Origin of the sequence: Acinetobacter sp. 742879, from assembly GCF_000588535.1 — a bacterium.
Classification (GTDB): Bacteria; Pseudomonadota; Gammaproteobacteria; order Pseudomonadales; family Moraxellaceae; genus Acinetobacter; species Acinetobacter pittii.
The window spans coordinates 1-16,172 of sequence record NZ_JFYC01000016.1 but is presented as its reverse complement, the minus strand read 5'-3'; the positions used below and the strand labels follow the sequence as shown (position 1 = coordinate 16,172).

General features: G+C 39.7%; 17 protein-coding genes. 7 read left to right on the top strand and 10 right to left on the bottom strand.

The annotated features are described in order from the left end of the window. Positions 1-111: 111 nt before the first annotated feature. A complete protein-coding gene (locus J690_RS19910) occupies positions 112-921 on the top strand; it encodes a M23 family metallopeptidase (RefSeq protein WP_032037804.1) in 810 nt (269 codons plus the stop codon). On the opposite strand, the gene J690_RS19905 is transcribed toward J690_RS19910, so the two are convergent. From J690_RS19905 to J690_RS24070, 3 genes are all read right to left on the bottom strand, one after another. Next, positions 918-1,343 carry a GNAT family N-acetyltransferase gene (locus J690_RS19905; RefSeq protein WP_017399358.1) on the bottom strand — a complete coding sequence of 142 codons (426 nt, stop codon included), beginning with the start codon at positions 1,341-1,343 and terminating at the stop codon, positions 918-920. The genes J690_RS19910 and J690_RS19905 overlap by 4 nt on opposite strands. 97 nt (positions 1,344-1,440) lie before the next feature. Then, positions 1,441-1,863: an OsmC family protein gene (locus J690_RS19900; RefSeq protein ID WP_002121528.1), complete on the bottom strand. Its 423-nt coding sequence runs from the start codon at positions 1,861-1,863 to the stop codon at positions 1,441-1,443. 78 nt (positions 1,864-1,941) lie between these two features. Next, positions 1,942-2,061 (bottom strand): hypothetical protein, encoded by a 120-nt coding sequence (locus tag J690_RS24070; RefSeq protein WP_002121587.1) that lies wholly within the window; start codon positions 2,059-2,061, stop codon positions 1,942-1,944. 240 nt (positions 2,062-2,301) lie between these two features. Here J690_RS24070 and crp point away from each other — a divergent pair, with 240 nt between their 5' ends. Next, entirely contained in the window at positions 2,302-3,009 is a 708-nt protein-coding gene (crp, locus tag J690_RS19895) for a cAMP-activated global transcriptional regulator CRP (protein WP_005070320.1), read from the top strand. Positions 3,010-3,168: 159 nt separating this feature from the next. Then, entirely contained in the window at positions 3,169-4,218 is a 1,050-nt protein-coding gene (locus J690_RS19890) for an NADP(H)-dependent aldo-keto reductase (RefSeq protein WP_032037800.1), read from the top strand. Between the two features lie 54 nt (positions 4,219-4,272). On the opposite strand, the gene J690_RS19885 is transcribed toward J690_RS19890, so the two are convergent. From J690_RS19885 to J690_RS19865, 5 genes are all read right to left on the bottom strand, one after another. Further along, positions 4,273-5,052, bottom strand: a complete 780-nt coding sequence (locus J690_RS19885; protein ID WP_002121572.1) for a M48 family metallopeptidase — start codon at positions 5,050-5,052, stop codon at positions 4,273-4,275. A gap of 115 nt (positions 5,053-5,167) precedes the next feature. Then, positions 5,168-5,485, bottom strand: coding sequence for a hypothetical protein (locus J690_RS19880; protein ID WP_032037797.1), 318 nt, complete (start codon positions 5,483-5,485; stop codon positions 5,168-5,170). Between the two features lie 121 nt (positions 5,486-5,606). Next, the gene (locus tag J690_RS19875; protein WP_002121613.1) at positions 5,607-6,926 is read right to left on the bottom strand and encodes an adenylosuccinate synthase; all 1,320 of its coding nucleotides are present in this window, start codon (positions 6,924-6,926) and stop codon (positions 5,607-5,609) included. 63 nt (positions 6,927-6,989) lie between these two features. Further along, positions 6,990-8,156: an ATP phosphoribosyltransferase regulatory subunit gene (locus J690_RS19870; protein WP_014206187.1), complete on the bottom strand. Its 1,167-nt coding sequence runs from the start codon at positions 8,154-8,156 to the stop codon at positions 6,990-6,992. A 311-nt stretch (positions 8,157-8,467) separates the two neighbouring features. Next, entirely contained in the window at positions 8,468-9,487 is a 1,020-nt protein-coding gene (locus J690_RS19865) for a type I glyceraldehyde-3-phosphate dehydrogenase (RefSeq protein ID WP_032037794.1), read from the bottom strand. A gap of 269 nt (positions 9,488-9,756) precedes the next feature. Between J690_RS19865 and alaS the strand changes: the two genes are divergently transcribed. The 3 genes from alaS to csrA all read left to right on the top strand — a co-directional run bounded on the left by alaS (position 9,757) and on the right by csrA (position 14,240). Beyond that, positions 9,757-12,393 (top strand): alanine--tRNA ligase, encoded by a 2,637-nt coding sequence (gene alaS / locus J690_RS19860; RefSeq protein ID WP_032037792.1) that lies wholly within the window; start codon positions 9,757-9,759, stop codon positions 12,391-12,393. Between the two features lie 65 nt (positions 12,394-12,458). After that, on the top strand, positions 12,459-13,739 hold the full coding sequence (locus J690_RS19855) for an aspartate kinase (protein ID WP_002115333.1): 1,281 nt from the start codon (positions 12,459-12,461) through the stop codon (positions 13,737-13,739). A gap of 246 nt (positions 13,740-13,985) precedes the next feature. Beyond that, positions 13,986-14,240, top strand: a complete 255-nt coding sequence (gene csrA, locus J690_RS19850; protein ID WP_031950299.1) for a carbon storage regulator CsrA — start codon at positions 13,986-13,988, stop codon at positions 14,238-14,240. Positions 14,241-14,307: 67 nt separating this feature from the next. Here the strand turns inward: csrA and rnhB are convergent, their stop codons facing one another. After that, positions 14,308-14,874 carry a ribonuclease HII gene (gene rnhB, locus J690_RS19845; protein WP_002163155.1) on the bottom strand — a complete coding sequence of 189 codons (567 nt, stop codon included), beginning with the start codon at positions 14,872-14,874 and terminating at the stop codon, positions 14,308-14,310. 70 nt (positions 14,875-14,944) lie between these two features. Further along, positions 14,945-15,334, bottom strand: a complete 390-nt coding sequence (locus tag J690_RS19840) for a hypothetical protein (RefSeq protein ID WP_032037786.1) — start codon at positions 15,332-15,334, stop codon at positions 14,945-14,947. 238 nt (positions 15,335-15,572) lie between these two features. Between J690_RS19840 and J690_RS19835 the strand changes: the two genes are divergently transcribed. Further along, positions 15,573-16,130, top strand: a complete 558-nt coding sequence (locus J690_RS19835) for a cytochrome b (RefSeq protein ID WP_005076999.1) — start codon at positions 15,573-15,575, stop codon at positions 16,128-16,130. The last annotated feature ends 42 nt before the right edge of the window (positions 16,131-16,172 follow it).

Here is a 16,172-nt window from a genome sequence, read left to right as displayed (position 1 = left end):
ATATTTAGATTCATGCTTATTCTTACTACTCTTTTCACAAAGTCTTCATTGAGAATTTAGTGATTAAGCTTTAGTTTATCTTGCTAGTTTCCTACTCGTTTTGAAATGAAAATGCACTTTAAACACATTATATTAACAACAACTTGTCTTTTTACTTCGGCACTAGCAATCGCTCAGCTCCCACAAGACTCTAGACGACCTGGTGGAATTGCAGTTGTTCCTCTAACTACTGATATTACTCAGGTCACTTTTCAACAAAAGCCTGTTTTAATTAGCCAAGAAGGTCAGCAGCGTTATGCCGTGCTTGGCATTCCATTATCTACTCCAATCGGCAGTATTCAACTCGACACAAATAAAGCCCCGATTCAAATAGAAGTTAAGTCTTATCCTTACGCAGAACAACGGATTAAAGTCACGAACCAAGATTATGTGAACCCTAATCAAAGTCAATTAGACCGCTACGCTCAAGAAGCAAAAGAACAAAATGATGTGTATACCTCATTTACACAGAGCTCATGGCAAACCCTACCCACATTTATACGCCCGACTTCAGGGAAATTTAGCAACTCTTTTGGAAGAAAACGCTTCTTTAACGGCGAGGAACGCGCGCCTCACTCAGGTCTAGATATTCCTGCGCCAGTAGGACAAAAAGTTGTTGCTCCCGCAGATGGTGTGGTTATCCAAACTGGATCTTATTTTTTTAATGGACAAACCGTGTTGATTGATCATGGCCAAGGCTTAGTCAGCATGTTCTGCCATTTAAGCGCAATTAAAGTAGAGAAAGGCCAACATATCCGCCAAGGAGAAACACTAGGTTTAGTAGGCAAAACAGGACGCGTGACAGGCCCTCATCTGCATTGGGGCATGAGCCTTAATAATGCTCGGGTAGATCCTCAGCTTTTTCTAAATACAGCTCGTTAATTTAAAGCTTTACGAAAATACTTTGGCGCTTCGACATAGCCTTCTCTTAGGTAAAATCGATGTGCCAAAGGTCTTTGCATTCCTGAATGCAGTTCCATTCGATCACACCCTCGGCGTCTGGCTTGTTGCTCAGCCTCCTTTACGAGTAAATGCCCTACACCTTTGCTACGCATATTCTCATCAACACACAGATAGCATATTTTGGCAAAGTCACCTTGTAAGGCAATTTGCGGAATAAAGTAGAGAGATAAAAAACCATAAATTTTACCCCTCTCTTCAGCAATCAAAATTTGTGAATTAGAGTCATTATGGAGTATCTCAAATTTTTCTTGAATAAGAGCAAGAGGCTGTGGGTATCCCATCTGTTTAAGTAGATCACATATGGCTTGAGTATCTTCTGATTTAGCAGAACGAATATTCACCTTTCTTCTCTCTATTATTTTTTAGTTATTTTTGACAATAAAAAAAGCCAACTCTCATGTCAGCTTTTTTTTTAATTTCTAGCTATCAAAAAATGCCTTATTCCGCTTCAATAATTTCGAAGTCATGTGTAATTTCTACACCACCATCGGAAAGCATTTTACTCGCTGAACAATATTTCTCGGCAGACAATTCAACTGCTTTTGCAACCTGCTTTTCTTTCACAGCTTTACCAGTTACCACAAAATGTAAGTGGATTTTAGTAAACACAGCCGGAATTGCGTCAGCGCGCTCAGCTTTTAAATTACATACAACATTCGTCACATCTTGGCGAGATTTCTTTAAAATAGTCACAATATCAAACGAAGCACACCCACCAAGTCCCATTAATATTAGTTCCATAGGACGTGGACCACGGTTTTCACCACCATACTCAGGTGAGCCGTCCATGATGACACTATGCCCACTATCCGATTTCGCTTCAAAAGCAACATTCTCTAGCCAATGTACACTTGTTTGCATTGCAACTACCCAAAAAAAATTATAAATTTAAGCAGGGTCTGTTGACATTTCATCTATGGATTGCGTTATAGCTAAAAATTAATCCAAATAAGACGCAAAACCCAGACAATGGCAATCCTTTGTCCAGTTTTGTAATAAAGTTTGTGAAATTTCAGCCATAATCTGAGTTGCAATTAAAGCAGCGCAGGCATAGCGCAAGACCAAGTTATTTTGTACGTTCCATTGTTAAGATCTATTTATTTAGAATGGCTAAATTTCATAGTTCTTATTTGGTACGTCTAAAAGAATTGTCTTATGTTGCAACCATCTGTGAAATGTCAACAGGCCCTTGTTTTGTACACTAACATAAAATGAGTTGATAAGGAATTTCATCTCTTCTGTGTAATAGCTCATCTCGAGCTTGTGTGAATTGTTTACCCTATTCGGAACATATTAAGCATGACTTCAAATTTTTCACAACTCAGCACAGATGCTTTATCTCCGGGGCAACTACCTGAATCCGTTAAAGCATTGTTAAAACGTGCTCACATCAACAGATATCCAAAACGAACCACAATTGTTGATGCCGGAACAGAGTCAAAATCTTTATATTTAATTTTAAAAGGCTCAGTTTCAATTATTTTGCGTGAAGATGATGAACGTGAAATTGTTGTTGCGTATTTAAATCCGGGCGATTTCTTTGGGGAAATGGGGCTTTTCGAACCGAACCCTCAACGTACAGCCGAAGTTCGAACTCGTGATGTCTGTGAAATTGCAGAGATCTCTTATGACAACTTCCACGAACTTAGCAAACAATACCCAGACTTAAGCTATGCTGTTTTTGCACAATTAGTTCGCCGTCTAAAAAATACGACCCGTAAAATGACAGATCTTGCGTTCATTGATGTGTCTGGTCGTATTGCACGTTGCTTAATCGATCTATCTTCTCAACCAGAAGCAATGATTTTGCCGAATGGTCGTCAAATTCGTATTACTCGTCAAGAAATTGGCCGTATTGTTGGATGTTCGCGTGAGATGGTTGGCCGTGTACTCAAAACCTTAGAAGATCAAGGTATGATCCAAACTGATGGTAAAGCCATTCTTATTTTTGATGCATCATTAGAAGAAAACACTGTTTCTGATGATGACTACGATGATGAAGAATAATATTCATTAAATTTTTAATAAAAAGCAAACTTCGGTTTGCTTTTTTCATATGCAACAATGAGTTAATACACAAAACTTACAAACTATTCTAATTTTATGATTTAAGTTGAATACATATTCTCCGTTAGGCTAACTCAAAATTTCCAAGGATTCCGCTGTATGCAATTTAACCCACTTAGTCGCACAGGCCTTAAACTTCCAGAAATTTGTTTAGGCACCATGACATTTGGTGAGCAAAACTCCCAACAAGAAGCTTTTGAACAACTCAATTACGCCTTGGCCAATGGTTTATATTTTTGGGATACGGCAGAGATGTATTCTGTTCCACCAAAACCTGAAACTTATGGCGCAACTGAAACAATTATTGGCAATTGGTTTGCCCAAAATGGACAACGTGACAAAGTCTTTCTCGCATCTAAAATTGCAGGTCCTGGCTTTGGAGGAACACACATCCGAGAAGGCAATACACGCTTTAACAGTGATCATATTGCCAAAGCTCTAGATGGATCACTTAAACGCCTCCAAACGGACTATATCGACCTTTATCAACTGCATTGGCCTGAACGTCATACTAACTTTTTTGGTACGCTCGCTTATGGCAATCAGCAAGCTGAAAATGATTACGGCACAACACCTCTAGAAGAAACATTACTCGCCCTACAAGAAGAGATTAATCGCGGACGCATTCGCTATATTGGTTTATCAAATGAAACCCCGTGGGGCACCATGAAATTTTTACATTTAGCCGAAAAGCTAGGTGTCAGTAAATTTGTAAGTGTTCAAAACCCTTATAGTCTTCTTAACCGTACTTATGAAATAGGTATGTCAGAGATTGCTAAATATGAGGATGTCGGCTTGCTCGCCTACTCTCCTCTGGCTTTTGGTTACCTAACTGGCAAGTTTAGAAATGGTGCACGTCCCGCTAATGCTCGTGTGACACTATTCCCTCGCTTTAGCCGCTACAGTAACCCTCAAAGTGAGTGGGCAACTGAACAATATGCACAGCTAGCAGAAAAGCATGGACTAAGCTTAACTCAGATGGCCTTAGCTTTTATTAAACAACAGTTCTTTGTGACCAGCACAATTATTGGTGCCACTAATTTAGATCAACTCAAAGAAAATATTCAGGCATTTGAGATTGAATTACCAAGTGAAGTTCTAAAAGGTATTGAGGCCATCCATACTCAACAGCCCAACCCTGCTCCTTAAATAAAAAACGGATGCTTAAGCATCCGTTTTCTTTATCTATATAAAATTTACATCTTATTTACGGCTATTATAAACTGCCATTGCCGCAGGTAAGTTTTTACGCATATCACCAATACGTTGTGAGTTAGATGGGTGAGTAGACAAGAAGGATGAACCACCGCCACCTTCAAGCTTATTCATTTTTTCCCAAAGCGTAATCGCTGCATTTGGATTATAGCCTGCACGCGCCATCAACATTAAACCACCTTGGTCAGCACGACTTTCCAAGCTACGAGAATATGGTAAGCCCACACCCACTTGTGTACCTAACTGAGCAGCAGCAGTACCGAGTTGGCCTACATTATTACCCGCATAGCTTAAACCGATACCTAGAGCTAAATCAGTTAAAGCTTGTGCACCGATTTTACTTTTTGCATGCTCTTCTAAAGCATGTGTCATTTCATGTCCCATAACAGCTGCAATTTCAGCATCTGTCAGGTTCAATTTATTCACAATACCTGTATAGAACACTACCTTGCCACCAGGTGCAACGTAAGCATTAATCGTATCTGATTTCAACACCGCTAACTGCCAGCTAAATGGTTGACCAGTCTGGTTCATCTGGTTGGCATATGGTTTTAAACGGTTGAATACAGCATTAATACGGTTATATGTACTAGAGCTTGTATCGAGAGCACCCTTACCACGTGCTTCCTGCACCATCTTATTAAAACCTTGAGCAGATTGAGCATTTAAGGTTGCAGTATCTGCCCCAGCCATGTCTGCTACTGTTGCACAGCCAGAAATGGTCATCACACTTGCAGCACACAAGCTTAAAAAGAGTTTTTTATTCATAACACGGATCACCTAAATCGATAAAAAGCTGTTTATTCTTTTGCACTTATTATAAGAAATACCACTCATGCTTTGAATGTCTCATTTCTTCATGATCATAGTATTTATGTAACGATCAAGTAGATAAAGTCATCAAATAAATCCAGAAAATTAAACAGATTACATTTAAACCCAGATAAACATGACTTAAGGTTTTAACTTTCTCTTCAAGATTAGGACTTTCCCTTTTCCAGAGTAAATAACTATTTTGTATGAGTACTACAGGAATTAACACGCATGCGAATAGAACTGACAAGCTCATAAAAGCGGTCATAAAGAAATCTTCATGATATTCCTGTCCATAAATAACCAACATCGCCATTGTGGGTGAACCACCAATAGCAAATAAAAAAGAATAAAAAATTGTTTTTGAAATAGTTGGTTGCAGCTTCATCCTGAGCCCATCCTTCCTTATCTATATATAACGTTTTAATCTGAATCTAATAAAACGAAAACTGCACTTTAGTCGGGTATAAAAAAGCCCCCTTTCAGGAGGCCTTTTTAATCTTTGCTAATTAAGCAGAGAATGGATGACGTAAAACAATTGTTTCTGCACGATCTGGACCAGTTGAAACGATATCAATCGGACATTCGATTAATTGTTCAATACGCTTAACATAAGCCAAAGCATTTGCTGGTAATTGATCGATACTCGTTAAACCAACAGTCGACTCGCTCCAACCAGGCATAGTTTCATAGATTGGCTTCAAGCATTCAAAAGAAACTGCATCTGAAGAACCTACACAACCTGAATCTGTATTTTCATAACCTACACAGATTTTTACTTCTTCCAAACCATCTAAAACGTCAAGTTTAGTTAAGCAAATACCTGAAAGTGAGTTTACATCTACAGAACGGCGAAGAATTTCAGCATCAAACCAACCACAACGACGTTGACGGCCAGTAGAAGCACCAAATTCATGACCAACTGTACCTAGATGTTTACCAATTGGGTCACCAGAATCAGCAGCTGCATCGTAAACTAATTCAGTTGGGAATGGACCAGCACCTACACGTGTTGTATAAGCTTTAGTAATACCTAATACATAATCAAGATGTAAAGGTCCCATACCTGAACCAGAGCTTACGCCACCAGCAGTTGTATTTGAACTTGTAACATACGGATAAGTACCGTGGTCGATGTCTAGAAGTGAGCCTTGAGCTCCTTCAAACATTACAGCCTTACCTTCTTTGCGATAGTCATGCAACACTTTAGTTACATCAATCACTAATGGAGCAAGCACTTCACGCCATTGGTTGCAAAGAGCCAATACATCTTCAAATTTAACAGCTTCTACACCGTAGAACTGAGTTAATTGGAAGTTATGTAACTCAAGCATTTCTTGAAGTTTTTCTTCTAATGCTGCACCACCACGAACAAGGTCAGCAACACGCACTGCACGGCGAGCTACTTTATCTTCGTATGCAGGACCAATACCACGACCTGTAGTACCGATTTTAGCATTACCACGTTTCTTCTCACGTGCCTGATCAAGTGCAATGTGGTTAGGCAAAATGAGTGGACAGTTTGGAGAAATACGTAGACGTTCTTTAACAGGAACACCTTCTGCTTCCAAAATTCCCATTTCTTCAATTAACGCGGCTGGTGAAAGTACTACACCATTACCAATTAAGCACAATACGTTTTCACGTAAAATGCCTGATGGAATGAGGTGCAATACAGTCTTTTTACCACCTACGACAAGAGTATGACCTGCGTTATGTCCGCCTTGATAACGTACTACCGCAGCCGCCTGATCTGTGAGCAGGTCGACGATTTTACCTTTACCTTCGTCGCCCCATTGGGTACCAAGTACCACAACATTTTTGCCCATAATAGCCTCATTACATCATGCTGTTAAAATTGGAAACCACCAGTAAAAATTTACCGTTGGCGATTAAATCTTTTCAATATTCCATTGTCCATTTTGCGACACAAGTTGATGGGTCGCATATGGAATAGAACTTAAATCATCATTACCTAACAATTGAACTACACGTAAACCTTGAGCACGTGCATTCGAAATTGCTGAGAGTAAATCCTGTTCTGAGCCTTTTGGAGCAACAACAGTTTCGATTTCGGCGAACTGATTTGCACCTAAGGCATATAAATCACAACTAAAGCCAGTAGCAGGACGTGCGCGGCCAAAGTGCTCACCAATACCATCATAACGACCACCCTGTGCTAAAGGCGCAGCACGATTCGGTGCATAGACCGCATACATTAAGCCAGTGTGATAGTGATAACTACGTAGCTCTACAACATCAATACCGATATTGAGATTTGGCCAACGGCCTTTAATTTGCGCAAGTGTCGTTTTAAGTGCATCTAATGCTGATTTAAACTCAGCATCTTGTAAGATGTTTGCACTTAAATTCGCCTGCAATGCTTCTAGATCACTAGAATAGCGGCCAAGTGCATAGAAATCAGAACCCATATTGAGGTTTTGAGTAAATTCAGCTAACTCTGGTAACGCTTTTCTTTGATAAAGATCTGAAAGCTCATGCTCTTCATTTTTTGACAGTCCAGCACATTTTACTAAACTGCGGAACAACCCTACATGACCCAAATCTAAATGCGCGCCTTGTAAAGTATAGATGTTCTCGATCAACCCCAGCATAACATCGACCATTTCGACATCAGCTTCGATACTGTCATGCCCGTATAACTCTGCACCTAATTGTAGAGGTGCACGTGTGGCATTGAAATTTTGTGGTTTAGTATGTAATACAGTCCCTGAATAACAGTAACGTGCAACGCCTTCAACTGGTCTTACATGTGCATCGATACGTGCAACTTGCGGCGTCATATCAGCACGAACACCGAGTAAACGGCCTGAGAGCTGATCAATGACCTTAAAAGTTACTAAATCTAAGTCTTGATTTGATTCTGATAATGAAGACAACGATTCGATGTATTCGATAAATGGTGTATATACCAATTGATAACCTCGTACCGCGAGGAAATCTAAAGCTTCACGGCGAAGTTTTTCAATGACTTGCGCCTGTTCCGGCAATACATCTGCTACCCCGTCAGGCAGCAACCATGTCTCTGAAATGGTCATATTTCAAGCCTAAAATCTGATCAACGTGGAACGACCCCACATAAAAAAATCGGGAACACACCCGATTTCTCTTAGTGTAGCATGATACTTTGTGCCATGCACCTGACAATTTGCATAAATCTTTCTTAATAAACTCTAAAGTCAAAAAGAAGATTTCATGAATTAATAATAATATTCAATACCTTATTCTCATTCACTCATATCATAGACAAAAGTTCTTCGACCAAAGAATGGGCCAATATCTGAGCTATCTCCTTGTTGCCAGTTAACCAGATTTAATCTTTGAATAGCTTTCTTAAGGTATTTTAAATTTAGAAAGAATTACACAGATCCAATAAACGATTTGCATAGCCCCATTCATTATCGTACCAAGCGAATACTTTAGCTTGATGCCCTACAACCATAGTTTGAGTTAAATCAACAATGAGTGAATAAGGTGAATGATTGAAATCACTCGAAACTAATGGCTCATCTGTTACCGCCATAATTTCTGCATAGTCTGTTTGAGATGCTTTAATTAGTATTTCATTAATGTGATGCACAGTAATTGGAGATTGCGCGATAAAAGTTAAGTCAATTGCCGCCACATTAATAGTTGGTACACGAATTGAATAACCATCAATACGGTCTTCCATTTTAGGCATAACACGCTTTAATGCGCCGAGTGCACTAGATGTGGTCGGGATAATATTTTGCCCTGAAGCTCTAGCACGACGTAAATCACGATGTGCGTGGTCAAGAACAGATTGATCTGCTGTCACTGCATGAATTTCTGTCATAAGCGCAGTTTCAATACCGAAAGCATCATCAATGATTTTGACTAATGGAACTAAAGCCTGCGTAGTACATGAAACGCTTGATATGATCTGATCAGTCACTTTGACTTCATTATGGTTCACACCATAAACAATGGCTGCGTCAACATGATCAAAAGGTGCCGCCCCAATAATGACCCGCTTCGCCCCTGCTTGTAGATGACGTGTCGCATCCGCATGAGAACGGAACAGTCCTGTACACTCAAGTACCACATCAATATCTAAACTAGACCATGGTAAAAGTTCAGGTTGTTTCTGCTTTAAAACCTCAACTTTTAGCGTTCGTTGATTTGACTGAATATTCAAAAAAACTTTTTCATTTTCAATGAATATATCTACATTTCCATTGAAGCGGCCGTGCGTAGAATCATATTTAAATAAATGCACTAATGTCTGGACATCTGCTATATCGTTAATCGCCACGATTTCAAAATGAAATTGTTTTGGGCTTTCGAACCAGGCGCGTAAAACATTACGTCCAATCCGACCAAACCCATTAATGGCGATACGTTGCATGACCTATCCTTATCAACAAAACTACAAACTAAAGAAGGCATATAGTAAAGCACGTCAAGGCCAATTGAATATAGATTTTTAGCCAAATCACAGTTTTGTAAGATATTCCTTTTAAAATCGTTGGTTCGGTGGGGTTTTTCCGCTACAATTTAGCGTTTTTAAAAAATAAGCCCCGTATCACATGCAAGGTTTGGCATAAAACAAACAGGCATTGATACATTTAGCCAAATTCGAAAATATGGAGTGACTTGGTTGTGAGTACTCGTTTAATGACATCTGCTGAAATTCGTGAAGCATTTTTGCGCTACTTTGAAACGCAAGGGCATACACGTGTCGCGTCGAGTTCTCTTGTTCCTGCCAACGACCCAACTTTATTATTTACAAATGCTGGGATGAACCAGTTTAAAGACTGCTTTTTAGGTCTTGAGAAACGTGACTATGTGCGTGCAACTACATCTCAAAAATGTGTACGCGCTGGCGGTAAACACAATGACTTAGACAACGTTGGCTACACTGCACGTCACCATACATTCTTTGAAATGTTAGGTAATTTCTCATTCGGTGATTATTTCAAACGTGATGCGCTTAAATTCGCATGGGAATTTTTAACCAGCGAACAATGGCTTGCTTTACCAAAAGATAAACTTTATGCCACGGTTTACCACACCGATGACGAAGCTTACGACATCTGGAACAAAGAAATCGGTTTAGCGCCAGAACGTATTATCCGTATTGGTGATAATAAGGGCGAAAAATACGCATCTGATAACTTCTGGGCAATGGGTGATACTGGTCCATGTGGTCCATGTTCTGAAATTTTCTTTGACCACGGTGATCACATTTGGGGTGGCTTACCTGGTTCTCCTGAAGAAGATGGCGACCGTTTCATTGAAATCTGGAACAACGTTTTCATGCAGTTTAACCGTACTGCTGATGGCGTGCTTCACCCTCTTCCTGCTCCGTCTGTTGATACAGGTATGGGCTTAGAGCGTATCTCTGCTGTATTGCAACATGTTAATTCAAACTATGATATTGACCTGTTCCAACACTTATTAAAAGCTGCTGCCAACATTATCGGTATTGAAGACCAAGGTCAGCCTTCTTTACGTGTTGTTGCAGACCATGCGCGTTCATGCTGTTTCCTCATTGCTGATGGTGTAAACCCAAGTAATGAAGGTCGTGGTTATGTACTTCGCCGTATTATCCGTCGCGCTGTGCGTCACGGTAATAAACTTGGTGCAACTGGTACGTTCTTCTACAAAATGTTGCAACCTTTAATTGAAGTTATGGGTGATGCATATCCAGAGCTTGCAGCTCGTAAAGATGTGATTGAAGCAACTTTAATTCGTGAAGAAGAACAGTTTGCAAAAACACTTGAGCAAGGCTTGAAACTACTCGAAGGTGAGCTTGCTCAATTAAAAGATAAGACAATTCCTGGTGCGACTGTATTTAAACTTTACGACACTTACGGCTTCCCGACAGACTTAACTGCTGATATTGCACGTGAACGTGACTTTATTATTGATGAAGCTGGTTTTGAAGTAGAAATGGCAGCACAGCGTCAACGTGCTCGTGATGCTGGTAAGTTTGCAGTTGATTACAACAATATTGTAAAAGTTGATGGCGAAACTCAGTTTGATGGTTACATCAACACCACTGGTCAAGGTCAAATTGTAGCGATCTATAAAGATGGCGTACAAGTTGATGAAGTTTCTGAAGGTGATGAAGCGCTTATCGTTTTAAACCAAACTCCTTTCTATGCTGAAAGTGGTGGTCAGATTGGCGACACTGGTATCTTCAAAAATGAAACTGGTATTTTTGAAGTTCAAGATACTAAAAAGTCAGGTGGTGCCTTTGTTCATCAAGGTATTGTGACCGTTGGTAGTCTTAAAGCCGATCAAAATGTTGAAGCGATTGTTAAAGCAGACATTCGTGAAGCAACTGCACGTAACCACTCTGCAACTCACCTATTACATGCTGCCCTTCGTCAAATCTTAGGTTCACATGTACAACAAAAAGGTTCTCTAGTTGCAAGCGATATCTTACGTTTCGACTTTGCTAATGACCAACCTGTAACTTTTGAACAGTTACAACAAGTTGAACGTTTAGTGAATGCAGAAATTATTGCAAACAGTGCTGTAACAACCGAACTTCTTGATATCGAAGCTGCAAAAGCTAAAGGTGCCATGATGTTGTTCGGTGAAAAATATGGTGATGAAGTACGTGTACTTTCTATGGGTTCAATTATTGATGAGAAAAACTTCTCAATTGAACTTTGTGGTGGTATCCACGTTAAACGTACAGGTGATATTGGTTTATTCAAAATCACTTCTGAAGGTGGTGTAGCTGCTGGTGTACGTCGTATTGAAGCTGTTACAGGTACTAAAGCGCTAGATGTAGTACAAAAAACTGATGCTGATATCCAGCACATTAATGGCTTATTAAAAGCACAGAAAGACCAAACTGTTGAGCGTGTACAAGCCAATGTTGAATTGGTTTCTGCATTACAAAAGCAGATTGAACAGCTCAATCAGAAATTGGCAAACTTCCAAGCGTCAGAATTGATTGATCAGGTACAAACCATTGCTGGTCGTCAAACGCTTATTACCACTGTTCAAGGTGTAGATGCAAAATCACTTCGCAACTTACACGACAGTGTTAAATCGAAATTAGAGAATGCAGTTATTGTGTTAGCTGGTGTAGAGGGTGACAAAGTCAGCTTACTTGCTTCAGTTGCATCACAATACACTGCAACTCTAAAAGCAGGTGACATCATCAAACATCTAGCAACCGAGTTAGGTGGTAAAGGTGGTGGTAAACCTGACTTAGCACAAGGTGGCGCGCCACTTAACGAGAAGTTTGGACAAGTTATCGCAGCATTGCCTGCATGGCTTGAACAAAAATAAGACTTCACTTTTTGTGTAACTGACCCTGAAAAGCCTCTCAGGGTCATGGCTTATATGGAACAACTATGGCATTAATCGTTCAAAAATATGGCGGTACTTCTATGGGTACCCCCGAGCGCATTTTAAATGTTGCTCGTCGTGTGAAGCGTTGGCATGATCACGGTCACAAGGTTGTTGTGGTCGTATCTGCAATGAGTGGTGAAACAAACCGCTTACTTGCTCTCGCTAAAGCCATTACCGAAACACCTGACCCACGTGAGTTAGACCAAATGGTTTCAACCGGTGAACAGGTGACGATTTCCATGTTAGCTATGGCACTTAATTCGATTGGTGTGGAAGCTAAATCCTATACCGGACGTCAAGTCGGTATTAAAACTGACAGTGCATTTACCAAGGCGCGTATCGAGTCTATTGATACAGATGTCATGACCAATGACCTAGATGCAGGCCGTGTTATTGTGGTTGCTGGTTTCCAAGGCTTTGATGCTAATGGAAATACCACAACACTAGGTCGAGGTGGTTCAGATACTTCTGGTGTTGCTCTTGCTGCTGCTTTAAAAGCTGACGAATGCCAGATTTACACTGATGTAGATGGTGTTTACACCACTGACCCTCGCGTTGCTCCTAAAGCCAAAAAAATCGACCGTATTTCTTTTGAAGAAATGCTAGAAATGGCATCATTAGGTTCTAAAGTTTTACAAATTCGCTCAGTAGAGTTTGCCGGGAAATATCAAGTTCCTTTACGTGTATTATCAAGCTTTGATAATGACGACGACGGCGTTTTTGACGACGAATTTAAAGAAAATGTTGGTACACTCATTACTACTGAGGCAGAAGATACTATGGAACAGCCAATTATTGCAGGTATTGCTTTTAACCGTGACGAAGCAAAATTAACGATTTTAGGTGTACCTGATGAACCAGGCATTGCTTCTAAAATCTTATCACCAGTAAGTGATGCCAATATCGAAGTCGATATGATAGTGCAAAATGTTGAAGAAGATGGCACTACAGATTTCACTTTCACAGTAAACCGTGTTGATTTAGCGAAAGCTGAAAAAATCTTAAACGAAACTGCTAAAAATATTGGCGCACGTGAAGTTTCAACACGTGATGACATCGTTAAAGTGTCTATCGTTGGTGTTGGTATGCGTTCACACGCAGGTGTAGCGAGCAAAATGTTCACTGCCCTTGCTGATGAAGGTATCAACATTCTTATGATTTCAACTTCTGAAATTAAAGTTTCTGTGATTATCGACGAGAAATATCTTGAACTTGCTGTTCGCTGCTTACATACCGCTTTTGGTTTAGATCGTGAACATGGTGAAAGCAGCGCCCGCGCTTAATTTTACCAACCGGTCAAGAATTCATTAAAAAATGTTTACTTGTCCGACAATAATCAAAGAAAACACAGAGCCGCTATAGTTTTTTTTATAGCGGCTCTGTTATATTAAACGGAAAGTTTTTTGGCAGAGATTATCAAAATATGACTTTGTTCTCATATTTCTGTTAGAATCTGACTGAAAACTGAGGTTGAGCTTTTTATTTGGGTACCAATATTGCAGTTTTAAGCGTTTAGCAAGGAGATAAACATGCTGATTCTGCCCCGCCGTGTCGGGGAAACATTAATGATTGGGGATCAAGTCAGTGTTACTGTGCTTGGCGTCAAAGGAAACCAGGTTCGTATTGGTGTGAATGCACCAAAAGAGGTTTCTGTTCATCGCGAAGAAATTTATCAACGTATTCAACATGAACGTGCAATGCATGAACACCTTCAACATCTTGATCAAGATTATCAAGTTTCTTATGAAGATGATAATTATGCACAGAAAAACTTCAATCGTTAGTATGAAGTTGTTCTCTCCCTAATTAAAGCGACTTTATAGTCGCTTTAAATTTTTTAAGTGGTTGTATTTATAGACCTAAAGCACGTTTAACAGGTGCGTAACTACGACGATGCTGATCAATCACGCCATGCACAGCAATCGCTTCAAAATGCGCTTTGGTTGGATATCCTTTATGTTTGGCAAAACCAAATAACGGATATTGCTGATCTAATTCTGCCATTTGTCGATCACGCGTGACTTTTGCCAAGATACTTGCTGCACTAATTTCAGCATGGCTTGCATCTCCACCAACAATGGCTTCACAAGGAATAATAATTCCTTTCGGAATTTGATTACCATCGACAATCACTTTTTGAGGTTGAGTTTTCAAGCCATCAACAGCGCGCTGCATAGCCAAAAAAGTCGCCTGTAAAATATTTAGTTCATCAATTTCAGCATGAGTTGCTTCAGCAATTGACCAAGCTAAGGCTTTTTCTTGTATTTCAATAAACAACTTTTCACGTTTCTTTTCAGTTAATTTTTTAGAATCATTCAATCCTAAAATTGGATTATTCGGATCTAAAATAACGGCCGCTGCCACAACCGAACCTACTAAAGGCCCCCGTCCCGCTTCATCTACACCAGCAATAAACATCGACTCACTACCTTTAAACAAAAGAGGCTGATCAATAGTAATCAGCCTTCTTTAACACATAATTTATTAATTACTTTTGTAAAGCTTCTGCCACACAAGCATTTACAGTTTTAGAAACCACTTGGTTTACGATTGTAGCACGTGTATTTACATCAAGTGCAGCTGCAGCTAATTCTACTGCTGTCACACTGTTTGGAGCCTTTTCGCTCACACAACCACAAACATTGGTTTGGATGCCATCACGTTGCTCAGCAGTCATATATTTTGTTGCTGTTTTCCAAGCTGCAACATTATTAATCTCTGTAATACATTTCTCATTTACAGCAACCTTTAACGCAGCAACTCCCAATTGTTGAGTTGTGGTTTGTGCAGAAGCAGCACCTGTACCAGTGCCTGTAGTTGTTGCACATGCTGTTAAAGCTAAAACAACTGGTGCTAGAGCGAGCATCAATTTTTTCATCATTTTTTCCTTTGATTGAACGTTGGCAGCGCGTATTGTGCCTAAACTCAACTTTAGAAGAAACAAATAATTTGATGCATTTATGCAAACTATTTTGCCGAGCGAAATTCAGCCCATCAAAAGCTTTTTTGGGGTAAAACGTTCTGTTTTTAGCACGCTCTGTCACATTTAAAACATTTCTCAAAATCTGTGCTTTCCCCTAAAATCACAAATCAAAACGACAAAAAAAGGGTCTTTTATGCCTGCTGCTTCCTCTCAGTATTACACCCGTACCGCACAAATTCTGCATTGGGTGATGGCAATTATTTTCATCGTCGCATGGGTTATTGGCTTTTATAGTGGAAATTTTTTAAGCTATGACGTTGATGGCAGCTTTAAAGGTGATGTGATTACGTTGCACAAGAATATTGCAACCACCATTATCTTTTTAGTCATTATCCGGATTTTATGGCGCTATACACATCCAGCTCCCAAACTACCTGACACCATGTCACCGATGATGAAAACTCTGGCACACGTGGGTCATCTATTCCTTTATGTAATTTTAGTGGCTTTACCTGTCACTGGTTGCTTGTTTAGTTGGAGTGCTGGTCACCCTGCCCCTGTTTTATATTTATTTGAAATTCCGCGTTTAGTGCAAGATAACCCAGAGCTTTTAGCTGTTGTTAAACCATTACATATTTATATTTCTTGGTTTGCCGGTTTTCTCATTGTTGGGCATGTACTTGCAGCTTTGAAACATCACTTTATTGATAAAGACAATATTTTAAATAGTATGACCAAACAGCCTAAATAAACCTGATGTATAAAAAAACCGCCTATCACAGGCGGTTTTTTT